General features: G+C 64.6%; 16 protein-coding genes and 1 tRNA gene. 6 read left to right on the top strand and 11 right to left on the bottom strand.

All coding sequences use genetic code 11. The annotated features are described in order from the left end of the window. Nucleotides 1–2 precede the first annotated feature (2 nt). The 3 genes from ACOOE2_RS18860 to ACOOE2_RS18850 all read right to left on the bottom strand — a co-directional run bounded on the left by ACOOE2_RS18860 (nt 3) and on the right by ACOOE2_RS18850 (nt 2,378). Nucleotides 3–239 (bottom strand): DUF2312 domain-containing protein, encoded by a 237-nt coding sequence (locus ACOOE2_RS18860; RefSeq protein ID WP_420384514.1) that lies wholly within the window; start codon nt 237–239, stop codon nt 3–5. Between the two features lie 97 nt (nt 240–336). Beyond that, nucleotides 337–1,020 carry an RlmE family RNA methyltransferase gene (locus tag ACOOE2_RS18855; protein WP_420384513.1) on the bottom strand — a complete coding sequence of 228 codons (684 nt, stop codon included), beginning with the start codon at nt 1,018–1,020 and terminating at the stop codon, nt 337–339. After that, entirely contained in the window at nt 1,017–2,378 is a 1,362-nt protein-coding gene (locus tag ACOOE2_RS18850; RefSeq protein ID WP_420384512.1) for a Ppx/GppA phosphatase family protein, read from the bottom strand. The genes ACOOE2_RS18855 and ACOOE2_RS18850 overlap by 4 nt, the downstream gene beginning before the upstream one ends. Nucleotides 2,379–2,562: 184 nt before the next feature. Between ACOOE2_RS18850 and ACOOE2_RS18845 the strand changes: the two genes are divergently transcribed. The 5 genes from ACOOE2_RS18845 to ACOOE2_RS18825 all read left to right on the top strand — a co-directional run bounded on the left by ACOOE2_RS18845 (nt 2,563) and on the right by ACOOE2_RS18825 (nt 10,633). Further along, a tRNA-Gln gene (locus tag ACOOE2_RS18845) sits at nt 2,563–2,636 on the top strand. 181 nt (nt 2,637–2,817) lie between these two features. Then, nucleotides 2,818–3,633 carry an SDR family NAD(P)-dependent oxidoreductase gene (locus tag ACOOE2_RS18840; RefSeq protein ID WP_420384511.1) on the top strand — a complete coding sequence of 272 codons (816 nt, stop codon included), beginning with the start codon at nt 2,818–2,820 and terminating at the stop codon, nt 3,631–3,633. Nucleotides 3,634–3,763: 130 nt separating this feature from the next. Next, entirely contained in the window at nt 3,764–7,156 is a 3,393-nt protein-coding gene (locus ACOOE2_RS18835; RefSeq protein ID WP_420384510.1) for a DUF2126 domain-containing protein, read from the top strand. A gap of 8 nt (nt 7,157–7,164) precedes the next feature. After that, nucleotides 7,165–9,720 carry a circularly permuted type 2 ATP-grasp protein gene (locus ACOOE2_RS18830; RefSeq protein ID WP_420384509.1) on the top strand — a complete coding sequence of 852 codons (2,556 nt, stop codon included), beginning with the start codon at nt 7,165–7,167 and terminating at the stop codon, nt 9,718–9,720. A gap of 10 nt (nt 9,721–9,730) precedes the next feature. Next, a complete protein-coding gene (locus ACOOE2_RS18825; RefSeq protein WP_420384508.1) occupies nt 9,731–10,633 on the top strand; it encodes a transglutaminase family protein in 903 nt (300 codons plus the stop codon). Nucleotides 10,634–10,681: 48 nt separating this feature from the next. Here the strand turns inward: ACOOE2_RS18825 and ACOOE2_RS18820 are convergent, their stop codons facing one another. The 8 genes from ACOOE2_RS18820 to ACOOE2_RS18785 all read right to left on the bottom strand — a co-directional run bounded on the left by ACOOE2_RS18820 (nt 10,682) and on the right by ACOOE2_RS18785 (nt 18,779). Further along, nucleotides 10,682–12,535 carry a hypothetical protein gene (locus ACOOE2_RS18820; RefSeq protein ID WP_420384507.1) on the bottom strand — a complete coding sequence of 618 codons (1,854 nt, stop codon included), beginning with the start codon at nt 12,533–12,535 and terminating at the stop codon, nt 10,682–10,684. A 77-nt stretch (nt 12,536–12,612) separates the two neighbouring features. After that, complete coding sequence (locus ACOOE2_RS18815) at nt 12,613–14,229, bottom strand: NAD(P)/FAD-dependent oxidoreductase (RefSeq protein ID WP_420384506.1); 1,617 nt, start codon at nt 14,227–14,229, stop codon at nt 12,613–12,615. Between the two features lie 106 nt (nt 14,230–14,335). Beyond that, entirely contained in the window at nt 14,336–15,010 is a 675-nt protein-coding gene (locus ACOOE2_RS18810; RefSeq protein WP_420384649.1) for a PilZ domain-containing protein, read from the bottom strand. A 164-nt stretch (nt 15,011–15,174) separates the two neighbouring features. Next, a complete protein-coding gene (locus ACOOE2_RS18805) occupies nt 15,175–15,630 on the bottom strand; it encodes a TlpA family protein disulfide reductase (RefSeq protein ID WP_420384505.1) in 456 nt (151 codons plus the stop codon). A gap of 43 nt (nt 15,631–15,673) precedes the next feature. Next, nucleotides 15,674–16,219 carry a GNAT family N-acetyltransferase gene (locus ACOOE2_RS18800; protein WP_420384504.1) on the bottom strand — a complete coding sequence of 182 codons (546 nt, stop codon included), beginning with the start codon at nt 16,217–16,219 and terminating at the stop codon, nt 15,674–15,676. A 46-nt stretch (nt 16,220–16,265) separates the two neighbouring features. Beyond that, nucleotides 16,266–16,685 carry a hypothetical protein gene (locus ACOOE2_RS18795; protein ID WP_420384648.1) on the bottom strand — a complete coding sequence of 140 codons (420 nt, stop codon included), beginning with the start codon at nt 16,683–16,685 and terminating at the stop codon, nt 16,266–16,268. Between the two features lie 353 nt (nt 16,686–17,038). Then, nucleotides 17,039–18,481: a metalloprotease TldD gene (gene tldD, locus ACOOE2_RS18790; protein WP_420384503.1), complete on the bottom strand. Its 1,443-nt coding sequence runs from the start codon at nt 18,479–18,481 to the stop codon at nt 17,039–17,041. Between the two features lie 70 nt (nt 18,482–18,551). Next, nucleotides 18,552–18,779, bottom strand: a complete 228-nt coding sequence (locus ACOOE2_RS18785) for a zinc-finger domain-containing protein (protein ID WP_420384502.1) — start codon at nt 18,777–18,779, stop codon at nt 18,552–18,554. A gap of 89 nt (nt 18,780–18,868) precedes the next feature. Between ACOOE2_RS18785 and ACOOE2_RS18780 the strand changes: the two genes are divergently transcribed. Continuing rightward, entirely contained in the window at nt 18,869–19,855 is a 987-nt protein-coding gene (locus ACOOE2_RS18780; protein ID WP_420384501.1) for an ABC transporter ATP-binding protein, read from the top strand. Nucleotides 19,856–20,295 lie beyond the last annotated feature (440 nt).

Below are 20,295 nucleotides of genomic sequence, written 5' to 3'. Positions count from 1 at the left end.
GATCAGTCGATGCCGAGCGCGTTCTTGTAGGTTTCCAGGATCGCTTCCATTTCGCGGCGGTCGTCGGGCTTCATCTTGCGCAGGCGGACGATCTGGCGGATGATCTTGGCGTCATACCCGGTCGACTTCGCTTCGCTGTAGACATCCTTGATATCGTCGCCGATGCCCTTCTTTTCTTCTTCCAGGCGTTCGATGCGTTCGATCAGAAGGCGCAGGCGGTCGTCGGCGGAATCGGCCATCGGGAATTGCTCCGGGTAAATTTGAAAACGGTTAATCTGAAACTGGGGGCCCTTTAGGCGCCGTAAAGTGATTCGCGCAAAATCCAGCCTGTGGAAATCATTGCTGACCGTCAGCAGGGGTGGCCACGCCCTTGAATCCTTGCGCTACGACATACCATTCGGACGAATCCTTGCGGCTGGCGGGCGGCTTGGCGTGTTTGACCGTCGTAAAATTGCGCTTCAGCAGCGCGAGCAGCGCGGTGTCGGTGCCGCCGGCAAAGACCTTGGCGACCAGCGTGCCCCCCGGCGCCATATGCATGATCGCAAAATCGATCGCGGTTTCCACCAGGCCCATCGTGCGCAGATGGTCGGTCTGTTTGTGGCCCACGGTGTTGGCCGCCATGTCCGACAGGATCAGATCGGGCGCGCCGCCCAGCGCCTCGTTGAGCGCAGCGGGCGCGGCGTCGTCCATGAAATCCATTTCGAAAATGGTCACGCCGTCGATCGGGTCGGTGGGCAGCAGATCGATTCCGACGACTTTGGCGCCCGGCGCCTGCTTGCGCACGACCTGGCTCCATCCGCCCGGCGCAATGCCCAGGTCGAGCACGCGGCGCACGCCCTTGAGCAGCGCGAATTTCTCGTCGAGCTCGATCAATTTGTACGCGGCACGGCTGCGCCAGCCTTCGGCCCGCGCTTTCTGCACATAGGGATCGTTGATCTGGCGCGTCAGCCAGCGGTGCGATGACGCGGTCCGGCCCTTGCCCTTTTTCAGGCGGCTGGGGTCGCTTCCGGCGCGGGTCATGCAATGTCCTTTACAGGAGCGGTATCGCGGCGGCGGGTGGCCAGCCGCGCTTTTTCCGAATCGCTGGCAGTCGCCATCAGGCTGCGCAAGATGCCTTCGCGAATGCCGCGATCGGCAATGCCCAGCCGCTGCGCCGGCCAGATATCGAGAATGGTTTCCAGGATCGCACAACCGGCGACCACAAGGTCGGCGCGCTCGCGCCCGATGCACGGCACCGCGATGCGTTCCTCGAACGAGCACGAGGCCAGCCGCTGGCTGATGGCGCGCATCGATGCCGCTGGCACGATCACCCCGTCGACCGCGCTGCGATCGTAATGCGGCAGATTCAGATGCAGGCTGGCAAGTGTGGTCACCGTGCCGCTGGTGCCCAGCAGGCGGATCGTGCCCTGATCGGCCTGGCCTTCGCGTTCGGTGGCGACACGCTCGGCAAAGCTGGCGAACCCGGTGCGCACCAGCCGCCGCATTTCGGCATAGGCGGCCGCGCGCGCATCGGCGCTGTCGGCGATGTCGCCGATGCTTTCGGTCAGCGACACGACGCCCCATGGCACCGATTGCCAATCGAGAATGCGCGGCACCGGGTCCGATGTATCGACCAGCACCATTTCGGTCGATCCGCCGCCGATGTCGAAAATCATCGCCGGGCCTTCGCCGTGCTCCAGCAGGATGTGGCAGCCCAGCACCGCCAGCCGCGCCTCTTCCTGCGCGGTGATGATATCGAGCCGGATACCGGTTTCGCGGCGCACGCGCTCGATGAACTGCGCACCATTGGTTGCGCGCCGGCACGCCTCGGTCGCGACGGAACGGGCCAGGTGGACATTGCGCCGGCGCAATTTGTCGGCGCAGATCTGCAGTGCGGCCAATGCGCGATCCATGGCCGCTTCGGACAACTGCCCCGATTGCGCCAGCCCTTCGCCCAGGCGCACGACCCGGCTGAACGCATCGATCACGACGAAATGATCGCCCGACGGGCGCGCGATCAACAGCCGGCAATTGTTGGTGCCAAGGTCGATCGCGGCATAGGCCAGCCGGTGAAACGGCACCGGGCGAATGCCGGGCACGGCGCGTACCATCGCTTCGATCGCGGCGGCATGGCCTGTGTCATGACCCGGCTCGATCAGGTCACGCGGTTGCGCCTTGGGCGATTGTACGGGCTCGATCGGCGCTCCGCCCGGATCAATCGTATCCAAGATGACGGGCACGCCCGGATCGGGTATGGCAGTATCGGGGGTAGCAATATCGAGAGCGGCAGGGCGCGCGGAAGACCTTAGTGCGGTTGCCCTGGCATAGGCATGCTTGCGCCGCCTTTTCCGGCCGGGCCGCTTGGCCGCGTTGCCTGCCGACGCGTCTGTGTCGGCCATGTCTGTTCAAATCTGCTTATGTTTTCCCGATGCCGGATGATGCCGGCCGGGTACTTGTCTCGATATGTAGCGCCAGACCGCCCCGCCCGCAAGGCGCGCCGCCGCATTGGCGCGCCGTTCACACAGGGCAAGGCCCCTGCTGTCTTGACACCCACCCGCTGCAAGCCTACCTGCGCGCCACTATTGCCCTGTCGTCTAATGGTAAGACAACGGTTTCTGATACCGTTTATCAAGGTTCGAATCCTTGCGGGGCATCCAGTTTTCGTTGGGCAACGACAAAACCCTGCCGCAGCGACATTATCCCGGCAGCGCGTACGCGCGATATTCCCATCACCACCGTCTTGTCGTGGGCCGAAATGGCGCCGGCGCGCATTGTGCATGGAAAGGGCGTCGCGCCGGCACCCATTGCGTGCCCGCGCCCCCGTGAAGGAGACAGACAATGGAAGCACTTGCAGCAGGCAGCACCGCGGTCGTGACGGGCGCTGCGGGGGGCATCGGTCTGGCGGTTGCCACCAAGCTGGTTGCCGCAGGTATGAGGGTCGGTCTAGTCGACTGCGCGGATGCGGTGCTGCAGCGTGCAGCCGAACTGGGCGAAAACGCGGCGGGGTTCGTCGTCGATGTCAGCGATCGGTCGGCGGTTGAAACCCTGGCCGGCGAAGTCCGCAGCCGTTTCGGCCCGGTATCCTTTCTGATGAACAATGCCGCAATCGACGGCGGAGCCGACACGCTGTCCGGACCGGCAATCTGGGATCGGGTCATCGGCGTCAACCTGATGGGCGTGCTTCACGGCGTGCAGGCGTTCGTGCCCGCAATGATCGCGGATGGCCGTCCCGGCATCATCGTCAACACCGGATCGAAACAGGGTATCACGCAGCCGCCGGGAAACACCGCCTACAATGTCAGCAAATCGGGCGTCAAAGCGCTGACCGAAGGTCTGGCACACACGTTGCTGGAGACGACCGGCGAGCGCATCACCGCGCATCTGCTGATCCCGGGATTTACCTTTACCGGCATGACCCGCACCAGCAACACAAAGCCTGACGCGGCCTGGGCGCCCGGACAGGTCGCCGATTTCCTGTTCGAGCGGATGGCGGCGGGCGATTTCTACATCCTGTGTCCCGACAACGATGTGACCCGGCCGACCGATGAAAAGCGCATGGCGTGGACGATGGGCGACGTTATCGAAAACCGTCCCGCGCTCTCGCGCTGGCATCCCCGCTACAAGGACGCCTTTGCCGCTTTCATGAAGGACTGACCTCGGTTGTTCCGATACCCGGCGCAAAGGCAAACAGACTTGTGCCGGGGCAAGTGCAAAATCGCGACAAAGGTGCCGTAAACGGCACGCACAGGTTGCAGCGCAGCACCGGATCGCGCACAGTTGGCCCATGATCAAGGCTGCCCTGCACCATCTCACCCGCTATACCTATGACAAGCCGGTCCGTCTGGGGCCGCAGGTCATCCGGTTGCGCCCCGCGCCGCACAGCCGCACGGCGGTGCCCAATTATTCGCTGACGATCAGCCCGGCCAACCATTTCATCAACTGGCAGCAGGATCCGCACGGCAACTGGCAGGCGCGGGTGGTGTTTCCAGATCCCGTCGATCATTTTTCGATCGAGGTCGATCTGCTGGCCGAACTGGCGGTGATCAATCCGTTCGATTTCTTTGTCGAGGACGCCGCGCAGCAATACCCGTTTGCCTATGATCCCATGCTGGCGATCGACCTGGCGGCCTATTTCGAGCTGGAGGGCCAGGGGCCGCGCTTCGATGCGCTATACGAGCGGTTTCGCCATGTCAGCGACCGCACGATCGATTTTCTGGTTTCGCTCAACCAGGCGGTCAACAGCCAGATTGCCTATGTCATCCGCCTCGAATCCGGGGTGCAGAGCCCTGAGGAAACGATGGAAATCGGCAGCGGGTCGTGCCGCGATTCGGCGTGGCTGCTGGTGCAGTTGCTGCGCCGGCTGGGCTTTGCGGCGCGGTTCGTCTCGGGCTATTCGATCCAGCTGACGCCCGACGTGGCCGCGGTCGAGGGGCCGGCCGGCGTGTCGCAGGATATCTGCGACCTGCACGCCTGGGCCGAAGTGTTTGTGCCCGGCGCGGGCTGGCTCGGGCTCGATTCGACCTGGGGGCTGTTTGCCGGCGAGGGGCATATCCCGCTGTGCGCGACGCCGCATTACCGCTCGGCCTCGCCGATCGAGGGCGTGGTGATGGAGCCGGTCCACACCGAGTTTCATTTCGAAATGGACGTGTCGCGTATTGCCGAGGCTGTGCGCATCACCCGGCCGTTTACCGATGCGCGCTGGGACGCGCTGATGGCGCTGGGCGACAAGGTGGACGAGGATCTGCAGGCGCAGGACGTGCGCCTGACCATCGGCGGCGAGCCGACGTTCGTGCGCGATGGCGATTACGAGGCGGGCGAATGGAATGCCGATGCAGTCGGGCCGACCAAGGCCTATTTCGCCGACCACCTTATCCGCATGTTGCGAGGGCACTTTGCGCCGGGGTCGCTGCTGCATCACGGGCAGGGCAAATGGTATCCGGGCGAAAGCCTGCCGCGCTGGGGCTATTCGATATATTGGCGCAAGGACGGCGTGCCGGTGTGGAACGACGCGAAGCTGATCGCCAAGAGCACGCTCACTGCGCCCGAAGACATTGCCGAGCCGCTGGGTGAGGCCGATGCCGCGCGGTTTCTGAAGCACACCGCGCGGATGCTCGGCGTCGACGAGGACTTTGCACAGCCGGTCTATGAAGATGCGGTCGAATGGATCGTCAAAGAAGCGCAATTGCCCGACAATGTCGCGCCGACCGATCCCAAATTGGATGACCCCGAGGAACGCGCGCGCTTCATGCGCACGTTTCAGCGCGGGCTGACCAGCCCGGTCGGGCACGTCCTGCCGATCCAGCGCTGGTGGCAGGCCGCGCCACAGCCGGGTGCGACCCCCAAATGGCGCACCGAGCGCTGGAAAGTGCGGCGCGGTACATTGTTTGCGGCGCCGGGCGATTCGGCGCTGGGGTACCGCCTGCCGCTGGGCGCGCTGCCGCATGTGCCCGAGGCCGATTTTCCGTATATCCATCCGCAGGACCCGGCAGAACCCCGTGCGCCCCTGCCTGATTTGCGCGCGCAAGTAGCCGAGCGCGCCAGCGCGCCCCCCGAACGACCCCGCGCGGCACAGGCTTCGATTGCGGTCGCCGCGCCGCAAGTCGCCGACCAGGGCCGAACCGAACAGGTCGCGATCGAGGGTGCGGTGCGCACCGCGATCACGGTCGAGGCGCGCGGCGATCATCTGTGCGTATTTATCCCGCCGGTGGAAACGCTGGAGGACTATCTCGACCTGGTTGCCAGTATCGAGGCGGTTGCGGTGGAATCCGGCCTGCCGGTGCGGATCGAGGGCTATCCGCCGCCGGCCGATCCACGCCTGATCGTGCTGAAAGTCACGCCCGATCCCGGCGTGATCGAGGTCAATATCCAGCCTGCCGCATCATGGCGCGAATCGGTGATGATCACCGAGACGGTCTATGAATGCGCACGCGAAATCGGGCTGACCGCCGACAAGTTCATGGTCGACGGGCGCGCCACCGGCACCGGCGGCGGCAATCATATCGTGCTCGGCGGGCCCAGCCTGCTCGATTCGCCGTTCATCCGCCGGCCCGACATGCTGAAGTCGTTCGTGACGTACTGGCAGCGCCATCCCTCGCTCAGCTATCTGTTTTCGGGCCTGTTCATCGGGCCGACGTGCCAGGCGCCGCGTATCGACGAGGCGCGGCACGAAGGGCTGTACGAGCTCGAGATTGCGCTGGCTCAGGTTCCGCATCCCGATCTGCCCCAAGACGGTCTGACAACGCCGCCACCCTGGCTGGTCGACCGGCTGTTCCGCAACCTGCTGGTCGATATCACCGGCAACACGCACCGCACCGAAATCTGCATCGACAAGATGTTTTCGCCCGATGGTCCGACCGGCCGGCTGGGGCTGGTCGAATTTCGCGGGTTCGAAATGCCGCCAGAGGCGCGCATGTCGCTGGCCGCGCAATTGCTGCTGCGCGCGCTGGCGGCGTGGTTCTGGCGCGAGCCAACGTCGGGGCCACTGGTGCGCTGGGGCACGCAATTGCACGACCGGTTCATGCTGGGGCATCATGTCTGGGCCGATTTCAGCGATGTGCTCGCCGATCTGGCGCAGGCGGGCTATCGTTTCGACCCCGCGTGGTTCGAGGCGCAGCGCCAGTTCCGTTTTCCGGTGCATGGCACGATCGAGGCAAGCGGGGTAACGCTGGAAATCAGCCATGCGCTCGAACCGTGGAACGTGCTGGGCGAAACCGGCGCGATCGGCGGCACCGTGCGCTATGTCGATGCCTCGACCGAGCGGTTGCAGGTGCGCGCCACGGGTCTTGTCGCGGGGCGCCATGTGATTACGTGCAATGGCCGGCGCGTGCCGCTAGGCGCTACGGGTGTTCACGGCGAAGGCGTGGGCGGCGTGCGGTACAAGGCGTGGCAGCCGGCCAATTGCCTGCATCCGCAATTGCCGCCGCATCCGCCGCTGACGTTCGATGTGCTGGATACCTGGAACGGGCGATCGTTGGGCGGCTGCGTCTATCATGTCGCGCATCCCGGCGGGCGCAGTTACGATACGGTGCCGATCAACGCCTATGAGGCCGAAGCGCGGCGGCTTGCGCGGTTTCAGGCGCACGGCCATAGTCCCGGTCATGTGTCTGTGCCGCCGCCCGAACTGCCTGGGGAGTTTCCGATGACGCTCGATCTGCGCCGCCCCGCCTGGCTGGCCTGAGCGCGGTCTTGGCGACCGCGCCCCCAACTATTGCTGCGCGCGCGCGGCTGAAAGACTATCCGGTCGCAGATGATGCGCTCGATCTCTATCGGCTGGCGCCGGCTGCGGTGGCGGCCAGGTGGCAGACGATGGCCGCCGGGCTGTCGGCGCTGCGCGATGAGGCGGGTATTCCGGTCGCCGAAGTCGTCGCGCGGCAGATCCAGGAACTGGGCCTCAGCTTTCGCATGACCGGCGATACCGAGGAACGTCCCTGGCCGCTGTCGCCGATGCCGCTGGTGATCGGCGCGGCCCAGTGGCGCGAAATCGAGCGCGGTCTGATCCAGCGCGCCGAACTGATCGAGGCAGTGACCGACGATATCTATGGCGCCGGGCGGTTGGTCAGCGCGGGGCACCTGCCCGCCGCGCTGGTCGCCGGCAGCCGGTTCTTTGCGCGCAACATGATCCGCGCGCGCGACGCGCGCGGCAAGGACGTGCGCAGCAAGACCTCGGGCAACAGCCGTGACACGGCACCCTTGCTGTCGGTCTATGCCGCCGATCTGGTGTGCGGGCCCGGTCAGCAAACGGGCGGGCAGTGGCAGATCGTCAGCGACCGGCTGCGCCTGGCCAACGGCATCGGCTATGCCCTTGAAAACCGGCTGGCATTGTCGCGCAGCACCGGCGGCCTGCTCAGCGATATCCATGTCCGCCGGCTGGCGCAGTTCTTCGCGCAATTGCGCAGCGGCATGGCGCGCGCCTGCTCGCGCGAAAACCCGCGCATCGCGCTGCTGACCCCTGGAAGGCTGAACCAGTCCTATCCCGAACAGGCCCATCTGGCGCGCTACCTCGGGTTTCCGCTGGTCGAAGGGCGCGACCTGACTGTCAGCGATGATCGGCTGTATGTCCGCACGATCGCCGGGCCAAAGCGGATCGACGCGCTGTGGCGCTGGATCGATACCAATGCGCTTGATCCGCTGGCGTTCGATTCGCGCACCGAAATCGGCGTGCCCGACGGGTTCGAGGCGTGGCTGCGCAGCGGGGTCGAACTGGTCAATGCGCCGGGCGCCGAAGTGCTGGAAGCGCCGGCCTTTGCCGCCTACCTGCCGCATCTGTGCGAAGTGTTGCGCAAGGAAGCGCCGATCCTGCCCAACACGCGCACATGGTGGTGCGGCGACCCCGCGCAGGCCGAAGACGTGCGCGACCGGTTCGATGATCTGGTGATCACCTCGGCCTTCGGGCGCAAGGTCGATGGCCTGCCCAGCACGCATGGTCTTGCCGGCGGTACATTGTCCCGGGTCAGCCGCGAAAACCTGCACGCCGCGATGCTGTTGCGCCCGTTCGATTACTGCGCGCAAGACCCCGTTCAGCCCGCAACCACGCCCACGCTGATCGACGAACGCTTTGCCCCGCGCGCGTTTACCTTGCGCGCGTTCGTCGCGCGGGGGGCCGATGGCCAATGGACTGTCATGCCCGGCGGTTTTGCCCGGCTGTCGTCATCGGCGCACAACCACAGCGGCTGGCTGGGCGAAGGCGACATGTCGGCGGACGTGTGCATCGTCGACGATGCGGCGCCATCAAATCCGCCATCGCCGAGCGCGCTCGAAACCCCCAAGGTGCGCCGCGGCGGGGGCATTCTGGCCAGCCAGGCGGCGGACAACCTGTTCTGGTTTGCGCGTTATCTCGAACGCGCCGAAATCACGCTGCGCGTGATCCGCGCGGTGCTCGGCAGCATGATCGAGGTCGATGCGGTTGCGGCCAATCACCCCGAAACGGTCGTCGCATTGCTGGCGCTGCTGGTCGAGCGCGGCGCGATTTCGGAAGAAACCGCCAAATTGCCCGTCGCGCAGGCGGCGCGTGCGGCGCTTTCGGAATCCGTGCTGCCGGGCGGTGTCGGCACGCAGTTCGCCAGGTTCCGCGCGGCCGGTCTCACCTTGCGCGACCGGATCACGCCCGATTTCTGGCGGCTGGTCAATCGGCCGCTGCCGGCGTTCGAATCGCACCGCCCGGGCGCGCTGCTGCGCGTAGCGCGCGAGTTGATCGAGCGGCTGAGCGCGCTGTCGGGCCTGCTGGCGGAAAATTTCAACCGCGGCCCGTCGTGGCGGTTCATCGATCTGGGCCGGCGGATCGAACGCGGGCTGGGGATTTGCGACACGGTGGCGACGCTGGCCGGAGAAACGCTCGGTGGCACCGGTGAATCGCCCGAAGCGCTGGGCCTGCTGCTCGACCTGTCGGACAGCCAGATCACCTATCGCGCGCGCTACCTGACCGGCCCGCGCCGCGATCCGGTGTGCGACCTGCTGCTGCTCGATCCCGACAATCCGCGCAGCCTGGTGTTTCAGGTCAATGCGATCTGCGACCATGTCGCGCAATTGCCGACCCTGCGCGAAGACATGATGCCCGAGGCCCCGCTGCTGGAGGCGCGCGCCTTGCAGGCGCCGCTGCAATCGGTCACGGTCGAAGCGTTCGATGGCGCACTGCTGCACGATATCGAAGCACGGCTGCTTGCCCTGTCCGACACGATTGCCGCGCGCTATTTCCTGCAATACGAACGCAGTCGCACCACGACCGGCGGCAGCCTGCTGGCTTGAAGCGAGTCGCATGATCTACAATGTCCGTCACCTGACCACTGTCAAATACGCGTCGCCTGTGCGGCTGGCGCGGTTCAACGTGCGGCTGCGCCCCGCGCTGTGGCCGGGGCAGGTGCTCGACAAATTCGCGCTGACGATCGATCCGGTGCCATGGTCGGTGCAGGAAGAGGCAGGGCCGTTCGTCGTCAACCGCACCCGGCTGTTCATCCGCGAGCCGCTGGCGCAGCTGAAGATCGAAAGCAAATTTCGCGTCGAAGTGTCCGAACCGTCGCTGATCGCGGGCATGTATGGCGCCGATCGCGCCTTTGGTGGCCCGACCGTAGGCCAGTTGCGCGAACGCGCGGCCCGTAATCTGGATCTGACCGCAATGGGCCCGGCCAGCTATCTGTACCCCGCGCCGATGACTCCCAGCTCGCTCGCGATTGCGGCGTGGGCGGCGCGGTTTTTCGCGTCGCAACAAGGCGTGCTGGCCGCGGGGCAGGCGTTGATGCACGCGATCTACGAAGAATTCACGTACGACGGCGAAGCGACGACCAGCAAGACCCTGCCCGATGAGGCGTTCGCCGAGCGGCACGGCGTGTGCCAGGATTTTGCGCATGTGATGATCGTGGCCGCGCGCGCGCATGGCATTCCGGCCGGCTATGTCAGCGGCTATTTGCGCACGATCCCGCCGCCGGGCAAGGCACGCCTGGTCGGAGCCGATGCCACGCACGCCTGGGCGACCCTGTGGTGCGGTGACGAACTGGGCTGGATCGGGTTCGATCCGACCAACGATACCCTCGCGCGGTCTGACCATATCTTTACCGCGATGGGCCGCGATTATTCCGATGTCTCGCCGCTCGATGGCGTGTTCCACGGCGGCGCGGGCCAGAAACTGTCAGTCTCTGTGGACGTGGCTCCGTACGAGGATTGAGAATTCACAGCGCGGACCGGATCAAGTCCGCCATGACGAACGCGCGGTCTACGCTTTCACCCGCCAGAACAGGATATGGCTGCCGGGCGCCAGATCGACCGGTTCCAGCCAGCCCGGCGCCTTGCCGTGCAGCAATTGCGCCATGAATCCGTTCGGCGCGTCATGCATGTAGTTCGAGGGTTCGGGGATGTCGGGGCACACTGCGATCATCGTCGCATGGCGGCGGCTGATGATCGCATGCGCTTCGTCCGGTGTGCCCAGGAACGCGGCGATCACGTCGTGCATGGCCGCGGCGCCGCGGTGATGCCCGGTCGCGATCACGCGCTGGTGCGTGCGCACCAGAATGTCGGGCCCGATATCGAGCGGCAGGAACAGGTCGGTCGCGGGCATCGCGTTCAGCGCGCGCGCTGCGATCCCGTATTGGCAACGCGAAACCATCGGCAGCCCGGTGTAACTCGCATTGGCGGTCTGCGTCGGCGCCATCAGCGCGGCGACACGCCCCCAGGCCACCACCGGCAGCGGCGGCATCAGCGCCAGCAGGATGCCGCAATAGCCCAGCACGCGGCGCCATGGGCGCGCGGTGCGCAACGCGATGATCCAGCGCAGGATGAGCGCGCCGGTCGGCATCGCGGCAATGCCGCAGGCATTGGCCGAAGCGCGCGACAGCATCGCGCCGATCAGCAGCGCACCTGTCAGCACCAGCGCATGATCGCGCCACCACAGCCGTTCCTCGGGCCGTTTTGCGCTGCGCCACAGCACGAAAATCGAAATGAGCCCGACGATCGGCACGCCGATCGATTCGACCGCGAGCGCAAGCGGCAGATGCCAGAACGGCATGCCTTCGCCGACACCCTCATACCAGAATTTCATCACCAGCGGATCGAGCGCGACGAACGCGCCGCCCCGGCATTGCGGTGCCACGCCCATATAGAGCGCGAGTGTCGCCGCGCCGATCACGCCGAGCGCGCCCAGCGCGACCGGCCAGTGACGCGGCTGGCGCGCGACAATCGCGCCCATGCCGAGCGCCACGACGGCAAACAGCGCGACGTGGATCGGCGAAATCTGATCGCAATGCGTGGCCAGATCGCCCAGCCCGCGCGTACCGAGGAATATCCCCGCACTCGCCAGCGCCAGCGCGCCACTGGCGGCGGCAAGCCCGGTAAACGCGCGCGTGACATGGCCGATCGTGCCGGGCAATTGCGCGGTCCCGATCAGGCCGCGCAGTGCCAGCACGCCCAGGAATACGACGGTCAGCGGCAACCCCTCGATCGAGATGGCAAGCGACGCAGCCATGGCCGCGCCGATCACCAGCCCACCGCGCAGCGCATCGCGCGCGGCCAGGCCATTGAGCGCGGCCAGCGCCATAACGACCTGCCAGCCATGATGGTCGATGCGCAACGGCGTCATCTGAAACAGCAGTGGCCCGCCGATCCCGGTGACCAGGCAGGCGATACCCACGGTTTCGGTATCGAAGAATTTCGCAGTCAGGCGCCCGACCAACGTGAGCGTTGCGAGCAGCGTCAGCAAGGGGATGGCGACCACGGTCACCATTTCGGCCAGCGCCGGGCCCAGCAGCGGGCGCAGGACCAGGATCATCCCGGCGAGGGGCATATCGACCAGCCGCGACCAGTGCATCGCCACGCCGGCGGGTGCGGCAATGCGGTACTGGTGCATATCGAACCAGCTTTGCCCGCCCAGCAGATCGCGCACTTCGATCAGGCGCAACGCGTCATCGGGATCGCCAAAGCGGACTGCCGCGATCATCGGCGCATCGATGATCAGCAACAGTACCGACAGCACCAGCCACATCACCACGACCCGCGTCCGCCAGCCGGATGCGGCTTTGGCCTGCGCGGCGAACCGCTGGTCGGCCTGGGAAAGGGTGAGCGAGATGTCGGCCATGGGGCTTTTCTACAAGCGAAGGGACGGCAAAACCCGCACGCCGGCCAGGTCATGGCGGCATGCGGGGTGTTTGCAGATCAGGCAGCCCGGCGACCGGGGCCTTTCTTCACGCGTTCGGGCACATCGCGGACCGAGGCAAGTGCGGCGGCCTGGTCGGCGCTGGCTTCGCGGTGGCCGGGGCGCGCGGGCAGGGCCTTGGCATCGCCCTCGTCGCCCGCTTCATGGTATTCGGCGTCTTCATTGACGCACCAGATGTCATAGACCCGCTCGCCGGCGATGATGTTTTCCACCGTCAGCATTGCGGTCATCATCGCATGATCCTGGTTGTTGTACCGGTGCATGCCGTTGCGTCCGACCAGATGCAGCGTGGGCGAGGTTTCTTCGAGTTCCCGACGCATCGCATCGACATTGGCGGCATAGTCGTCGTCATAGACCGGATAGGCTTTTTCCTGGCGCACGACTGCGCCACCGATGACCTGTTCGGGTTTCACCAGGCCCAGGATTGCCATTTCCTTGGTGGCCAGCGCGATCAGCGCATCGTCGGTCGATGCCCACAGATCGTCGCCTTCGAAGCAGAAATATTCGAGGCCGACGCAGGCGACATCGCTGTCGGGCACCATTTCGGGCGACCACGAGCGGAAGTTCTGGATGCGGCCGACACGAACCTTGCTGTCGTGGATATAGATCCAGTTGTCGGGGAACAGGTCTTCCGAGCGGATCTTCAAGGCCACGGTCAGGAAATCGCGGTAGCGCAATTTGCTGGCCTCGAGCGTGGTCGCGGGCAGCGGGTGCAGGCGCGCGGCGAGTTCGCGCATCGGCGCCGAGCTGATCGCATGCTTTGACCGGATCACGGTTTCGCCGCCATCGGTGCGCGTTGCCGTCATGCGCCAGCCGTTCTGGCCGTCGCCCGCCAGCTGCTTGAGGCCGTGGCCCATCAGCACCAGGCCGCCGGCCTCGACGATACGGTCGCGCGCGGCATCCCACATCATGCCGGGCCCAAGCCGCGGATAGCGAAAGGTTTCGAGCAGCGTCTTGGTCGCCATGCCGTTGTTGGGACGCTTGTTCAGCCCCAGGCTGCGCTTCAGGCCGTCGAGCACTGCGGCGCCGAGCGACAGGCCCTTGATGCGCTGCGCCGCCCAGTCGGCACTCATTTCGTCGCAGGGCATGCCCCACACCTTTTCGGTATAGGTCTTGAAGAAGATCGAAAACAGCTTCGTGCCGAACTGGTTGCACGTCCAGTCCTGAAAGCTGCGCACATCGCGGATCGGAAACATGCGCGACTTGGCATAACTCGCCATGCACAGCGTCGAGCGGACGATGCCAAGGTTGCCCAGCGCTTCGAACGCGCGCAGCGGATACGAGTAGAATTTGCCCTCGTAATAGATGCGGCTCATGCGCGGGCGCTGAATGAAATCATTCGGCAGCAATTCGTCCCACAGATCGACGACCTGTTGCGATTTTGAAAAGAACCGGTGGCCGCCGATGTCGAAGCGATAGCCTTCGTGTTCGACAGTGCGGCTGATCCCGCCGACAGAGCTTGGGTTTTTTTCGATGATGGCGACCGAAAAACCCTGGCGCGACAGCAGGTAACCGGCGGTCAGGCCGGCAGGGCCCGCGCCAATGATTGCCACGTCCACATCAATCTGATTTGCCGCAGCGCCTTGACCTGATTGCGTATCGAATTCGGTCGCCATTCCTAGCCCCTTACCTCTGGATTGCCTTGCGGACAGAGGTGAACGAAAATGGATAAGGGAAAGTTAACAAGGCGGCCGCGAGGAACGTATTTGTCCCTAACGGGCCCTAATTCGCGCGCTTTGCGCCCGATTCCGGCACCACCTGCTGCGGCGCGGGCAGGCCGGCACAGCGATGCGCCAGCTCTTCCAGCTGAAACGTCTGTTCGAAAATGACGCCATAATGTGGATGATCGCGCCAGCGCACTTTGGCGTAGAGCGCGGGCAGGATCGAGGTCTGTATTTTGACCAGTTCGTTCAGCAGCAGCCATTTTTCGCTGTCGAGCGCCGCACCCTGCTGCGAAATGTCGCGAATCGCCACCGGCACCGCTTCGCCACCCGAAAACAGCATCGCATCGAGCGCGATGCGCAGCCGCACCTGGCGGCGCTGGCCTGTGCCCCTGGCTTCATCGATCAGCCGCTCGAGCTCGATCGGCTCATGGAAGCGCAACCCTGCGTGGTCGCCGGTCATCCACATGCATTGCACGGTGTGGCGATCACCGTTGGCGAGCTCCACCGCGAGCGTCCGGTGCTGGGCCAAAGGCCCGAAAAGCTTGACTTTCAGCCCCGTTGTGGAGGCATCGCGGATGACGCAGAACTGTTCCCGGCCGTCGACCACCAGCTTGGCCACACGCAACATCAGGGTGAATCGGGGCGCGCCGCGCAACTCCGAGACCGGGCGCGCCAGGGCATCTGCATCGGGGTAACCCGACACGCCCCCACGTTCCTGGTCCTGGTTGCGCATCGACAAAACCACAATCCTTATCTTGCGCGGTACGGATCAATTCAGATGGCCATAAATCGACCCAACCCGCGGATCATAAGCCAACCATCATTTCCAAGACGTTACCACACACGCGCGGTCATCCCCGCAAGGAAGGCCAGGACGGCGCTTTCGGCGCGAATTGATCAGCGTTCTTTGATCAGAGTGTCGATCTGCGCATTGTATTCGGGCGTCTTGTCGAGAAAAAACCCGGTATGCCGAAACCGCGTCTTGCCCTTGCGATCGATCAGGATCGTTGCCGGCAATTCATTCACCTGCCACGCCTTCACCACGGTGGCATCGCCATCCCACACCACCGGCAGTGTCGATTTGACCTGGCGCAGAAAGGCCTCACCCGGCGTCCGGCTGCGCTCGGCATTGACCGTGATCACCACCAGGTCGCGCGGGGCATAGCGGTGCGTCAGCGCGGCCATATACGGAAACGCCTGTTTGCACGGCGCGCACCATGATGCCCAGAAATCGATCATCACCACTTTGCCGCGATATTTCGCCAGATCGAGTTTGTCGGGTTCGGCTGAAGCCGGCGTAGCCAAAGCCAGCGCCAGGATAGAAAACACGGCGAGCCCGTTAATCCGCAACATACCGCAATCCTTTTTCATTCGGCAAAACCAAGACCATGCAAAATCATGCGGCGGGAGATGTCGGCAGACGGACCGCCATGACGATTTCCGGATCGAGATGGTCGCCCACCGCAAATGTGATGTCGGCAACCTTTTCCAGCCCATAGCGCGCATAGAACCGCTGCGCATCGGGATTGTCGGCATAAACTGTCAGCTGCAATTCGTCGGCCCCGACATCGCGCGCCTGTTCCAGCGCCCAGTCCATCAACCGCGCCCCCATGCCGCGCCCGATCAGATCGGGATCGGTGTACAATTGCTTCAGTTCGAACGGGCGCTGCGCCGCCGTGAACTGCGGGACCGAACTGGCAAACCGGATCTTGCAGAACGCACGCAGCACTCCGGCCTGTTCGATCACCGCAATGGCCAGGCCCGGATCGGCCAGTTCGCGCGCAGCAGTGGCAGGCACATGCGCCTCGTCGAGATACATTGCGAGATTCTCGGCCGAATACAGATGCGCAAACTTGGCGATGAAGGCGCGGCGGCCAAGATCGGCCAGCGCAATGCTGTCGTCAGGTGTGGCGGGGCGAAGCAGCAGCGGAGCAACGGACATGACACCGGCATACCCGAAAACCGGCCGCGTGCAAAAAACCCGGACGTCAGCTGGCCGCGCGCACCTTGGGCGGCCGCGTATACGGCACGAATTTGTTGAGCGCCACAAACCCGCGCCAGAACCCGCTCATGCGGTCATGCAACTGCACGGTATCGATACTGCACAGCTCGGATGTGTACAGGCGCGTGACCAGAACGTCGTCGTCATCCAGATCAGCGGCGCCAGAAACCGGACGCTGCACATAATAGGTTCCGCCCATCTGGTAGACGATCGCCGTCTTGTCGATCACCGTCGACGATGAAACCATCGGCAGGCTGATGCAATCGACGGGCTTTCCGGCGACGCGATCCTTCAGCATATCCGCCAGCTGCGCCTCGCCGGTCAGCTTCGGCCGGGCATGCGCCACGCCAGCGAGAATGGCGAGAGTGCCGCCGATAACCAGAGCCAGCTTGTGTCGCGTATGCATCATCGCCAGAGTCCAAACAGAGTGCTTACGGTCATTCATGCCAGATACAGCCTGAACCCTGGCTGACCAGATGGGGGGATGCGAAGGCAAATAGCTTCCCCGAACGGCTACGACATTCATACAAGTCTTTTAACCACCCGTTTTTAAACACCATCCGCTCATGCTGAGCCTGTCGAAGCACACGCGCTGACGCCCGCCGAGCAGGGAACAAAACTGCAAATTCATGCGTCGCGCGCGTCCTTAGCTTCGCTGGCCTTCGGCCGACAAGCTCAGGATGAGCGGGTTTGCTTGGTTGGGCGCTCACGCGACTTGTGTGAATCCGGTAGCCCGGAACGGGGGAGGATATTGACGCCTCAGCCCGTACCACCGACTGTCAGCCCGTCGATCAGCAGGCTCGGCTGGCCCACTCCGGCCGGCACGCTCTGGCCGCCTTTGCCGCAGATGCCGATGCCTTCGTCGATTTCCAGGTCGTTGCCGATGCCGATCACGCGGTTGAGCACGGTCGGGCCATCGCCGATCAGCGTGGCGCCCTTGATCGGTGCGCCGATGCGGCCGTTTTCGACGAGATAGGCCTCGGTGCAACTGAACACGAATTTGCCGCTGGTGATATCGACCTGGCCGCCGCCGAACGATTTGGCAAAGATGCCGTTCTTCACGCGCGACAGCATTTCGGCGGGGTCGTCGTGGCCCGAACGCATGAAGGTGTTGGTCATGCGGGGCATCGGTGCATGGGCATAGTTTTCGCGGCGGCCGTTGCCGGTCGCGGGCACACCCATCAGGCGGGCGTTGAGCCGGTCCTGCATATAGCCCTTGAGGATGCCATCCTCGATCAGCACGTTTTCCTGCGTCGGGGTGCCTTCGTCGTCGATCGACAGCGATCCGCGCCGGCCGCCGCCTGCGTCATTGAGCAGCGTGCCGTCGTCGACCACAGTCACTCCGGCGGCAGCGACGCGCTGGCCGATCTTGCCCGAAAACGCGCTGGTGCCCTTGCGGTTGAAATCCCCTTCGAGCCCGTGGCCGACCGCCTCGTGCAGCAGCACGCCCGGCCAGCCGGGGCCGACCAGCACGGTCATTTCACCAACCGGCGCGGCAACCGCATCGAGATTGACCAGAGCCTGGGCCAGCGCTTCGTCGATCGCGCGGTTCCATGTGGCGGGCCGGAACAGATCTTCGTACAACCGCCGGCCGCCCAGGCCAAAGCTGCCGGTTTCGCGCCGGCCGTCCTTTTCGACTACGATCCCGACATTCAGCCGGACCAGCGGGCGGATGTCGTGCCCGACAAAGCCGTCGGCACGCACGATCTCGATCACCGACCAGCTTGCCGCGAGCGAAGCGGACACCTGCACCACGCGGGAATCGCGCGCGCGCGCGGCCGCATCGATCTCTTCGAGCAGGCGGACCTTGGTTTCGAACGGCACCGCGTCGAGCGGCGAAGCATCGGTATAGAGGTGGCGATTGCTGGCGCGCGGGGCCGGCGCATGCGCGGCGCGCGCGGGATCGAGCAGTTTCAGCGTTTCAACCGCGCGCGCGATCGCGGCGGCGGAAATTTCGTTGGCATGGGCAAAGCCGGTCATTTCGCCCGATACGCCGCGCAGGCCGAAACCGGCGTCACGCGAATAATCGGCGGTTTTCAGCCGGCCATCGTCAAAGCCGAAGCTCTCGCTGGCCATGAATTGCAGATACAATTCGCCATCGTCGCATTTGCCCAGCGCGTCGGCAGTCAGGCGCAACGCGTCGTCGGGGGTCAGAAAGCCGTTACGATACAGCAGCGAGCGGGGGTCTTGGGTCTGGGTCATCGCAAAGGCATATAGGCGCTGTTTGCGCGCCTTGCCATGTGCCGTGGAGGCTAATTGCGCGAAAAGACGCTCAGGCGGCGCTTTCCAGATCGGCCGGGCCGTCTTTCAGCACGAACCGGCGATCGCAATAGCCGCAGTCGATAAAGCCGCGCTCGTCGATTTCCAGCCAGACGCGCGGGTGGCCGAGCGCGGAAGGCGCAAACGCGCCGTTCGAGCGGATTTCGCCGGCGCCGTCGCATTTCACGCGGGTGGATGTCACGATAGTGGTTTCGGGGGTGGTTTCGGGGGCTTTGTTCATGGCCTGCGCAATTAGCAAATGGCGTGCTTTGCGACAAGCGGCCAGCTTGGCCCTTTACGAAATGCCGCCCGCACGGCAGGGAGGTGCGCATGGAACAGACTCCCGCAATCAGCATCCGCGATCTTGTCAAACGCTACGCCCCGGCGGGCCGTGACAAGACCGGGGGCGAGGGCAAGCTGGCCCTGCAGGGCGTCAGTTTCGACGTGCCGCGTGGCCAGGTGTTCGGGCTTCTGGGCCCCAATGGCGCGGGCAAATCGACGCTGATCAACACACTGGCGGGGCTTGTCACCAAGACGTCGGGCGCGATCGAGATCTGGGGCCACGACATCGATCGCGATCGCCGCAATGCGAAGGCATCGATCGGCATCGTGCCGCAGGAAATCGTGTTCGACCCGTTTTTCACGCCGTTCGAAGTCATGGAATTGCAGGCGGGGCTGTACGGTGTGCCCAAGGCGGCGCGGCGGTCGCTCGAATTGCTGGCCGCGGTACACCTGGCGGACAAGGCCAATGCCTATGCCCGGTCGCTGTCGGGCGGGATGAAACGCCGGCTGCTGATTGCCAAGGCGCTGGTGCACACCCCGCCGGTGCTGGTGCTCGATGAGCCGACCGCAGGCGTCGATGTCGAATTGCGGCGACAATTGTGGGATCTGGTGCGCGAATTGAACGCGGCCGGGGTGACTGTCGTGCTGACCACGCACTACCTGGAAGAGGCCGAAGAGCTGTGCGACCGCATCGCGATCATCAACCACGGCCGCCTGATCGCCAACAAGCCGACTCGCGAACTGGTCGACATGGCGCGCGAAAAGGTGGTGGTGCTGACGCTCGACCGCGCGATCGATGCCGCGCCGCAACACCCGCTGTTTCGCCGCAGCGTGCTGTCGGGCGAGCGGCAGATCGAGATTTCGTATGACAAGGACCAGACCAACGCGGGCGAGGTCATGGCGGTGGTTCAGGACCTGGGCCTTGGCATCGTCGATGTTACCACGCGCGAGGCCGATCTGGAAGATGTGTTCGTCACGCTGACAAGTTCGAATGGAGCCGGCGCGGGCGGATCAGAGCACCAGGCGGCCGCGTAACGGCGGCGGGTTCAGCCCTGATCTGAGTTTGAGGTCTCGGACGAGCGGATATGTACGCGCCAGCCACCATCGGTCGTGCGGCGGACCGGCTTTTGGCACGATCGGCACGTACCTTCGTAGTTGAGGCCGCTCCAATGCACGCTCCGCCTTTGCGCCCGGTGTCGATTGAACAGACACGACAATCGACCGAAATGCATGGGATGGCCCCTGTTCATGAGGAGTTGGCTTTACGGCTCGCCCGTAGCAGCTTAAAAAAGTGAACGCGATATATAACTTTGGGTTTTCATAGCTTTATAGTGCTATTGTGGGAGCGTTCACAGGGCTTTGGCCCCGGCCGTATGACCCATTTTGCAACGCAAAACGGCATGGCGAATCGTGGTCGTCGCTGTTTCCCTTTGTTGTCAGTTCGCTTTGTGCAAAAAGCCGCCGCAGCGTGGCGA

Source organism: Novosphingobium sp. (genome assembly GCF_965214355.1).
Classification (GTDB): domain Bacteria; phylum Pseudomonadota; class Alphaproteobacteria; order Sphingomonadales; family Sphingomonadaceae; genus Novosphingobium.
Note: the sequence above shows the minus strand (reverse complement) of the source record. Positions and strands in the feature narration are given on the sequence as shown.

Coding starts and splice junctions, on each gene's coding strand:
- ACOOE2_RS18785 (WP_420384502.1), bottom strand. CDS start 18,779: ATGAACAAAGCCCCCGAAACCACCCCCGAAACCACTATCGTGACATCC.
- ACOOE2_RS18805 (WP_420384505.1), bottom strand. CDS start 15,630: ATGTTGCGGATTAACGGGCTCGCCGTGTTTTCTATCCTGGCGCTGGCT.
- ACOOE2_RS18840 (WP_420384511.1), top strand. CDS start 2,818: ATGGAAGCACTTGCAGCAGGCAGCACCGCGGTCGTGACGGGCGCTGCG.
- ACOOE2_RS18850 (WP_420384512.1), bottom strand. CDS start 2,378: ATGGCCGACACAGACGCGTCGGCAGGCAACGCGGCCAAGCGGCCCGGC.
- tldD (WP_420384503.1), bottom strand. CDS start 18,481: ATGACCCAGACCCAAGACCCCCGCTCGCTGCTGTATCGTAACGGCTTT.
- ACOOE2_RS18855 (WP_420384513.1), bottom strand. CDS start 1,020: ATGACCCGCGCCGGAAGCGACCCCAGCCGCCTGAAAAAGGGCAAGGGC.
- ACOOE2_RS18815 (WP_420384506.1), bottom strand. CDS start 14,229: ATGGCGACCGAATTCGATACGCAATCAGGTCAAGGCGCTGCGGCAAAT.
- ACOOE2_RS18800 (WP_420384504.1), bottom strand. CDS start 16,219: ATGTCCGTTGCTCCGCTGCTGCTTCGCCCCGCCACACCTGACGACAGC.
- ACOOE2_RS18780 (WP_420384501.1), top strand. CDS start 18,869: ATGGAACAGACTCCCGCAATCAGCATCCGCGATCTTGTCAAACGCTAC.
- ACOOE2_RS18795 (WP_420384648.1), bottom strand. CDS start 16,685: ATGCATACGCGACACAAGCTGGCTCTGGTTATCGGCGGCACTCTCGCC.
- ACOOE2_RS18860 (WP_420384514.1), bottom strand. CDS start 239: ATGGCCGATTCCGCCGACGACCGCCTGCGCCTTCTGATCGAACGCATC.
- ACOOE2_RS18820 (WP_420384507.1), bottom strand. CDS start 12,535: ATGGCCGACATCTCGCTCACCCTTTCCCAGGCCGACCAGCGGTTCGCC.
- ACOOE2_RS18825 (WP_420384508.1), top strand. CDS start 9,731: ATGATCTACAATGTCCGTCACCTGACCACTGTCAAATACGCGTCGCCT.
- ACOOE2_RS18835 (WP_420384510.1), top strand. CDS start 3,764: ATGATCAAGGCTGCCCTGCACCATCTCACCCGCTATACCTATGACAAG.
- ACOOE2_RS18810 (WP_420384649.1), bottom strand. CDS start 15,010: ATGCGCAACCAGGACCAGGAACGTGGGGGCGTGTCGGGTTACCCCGAT.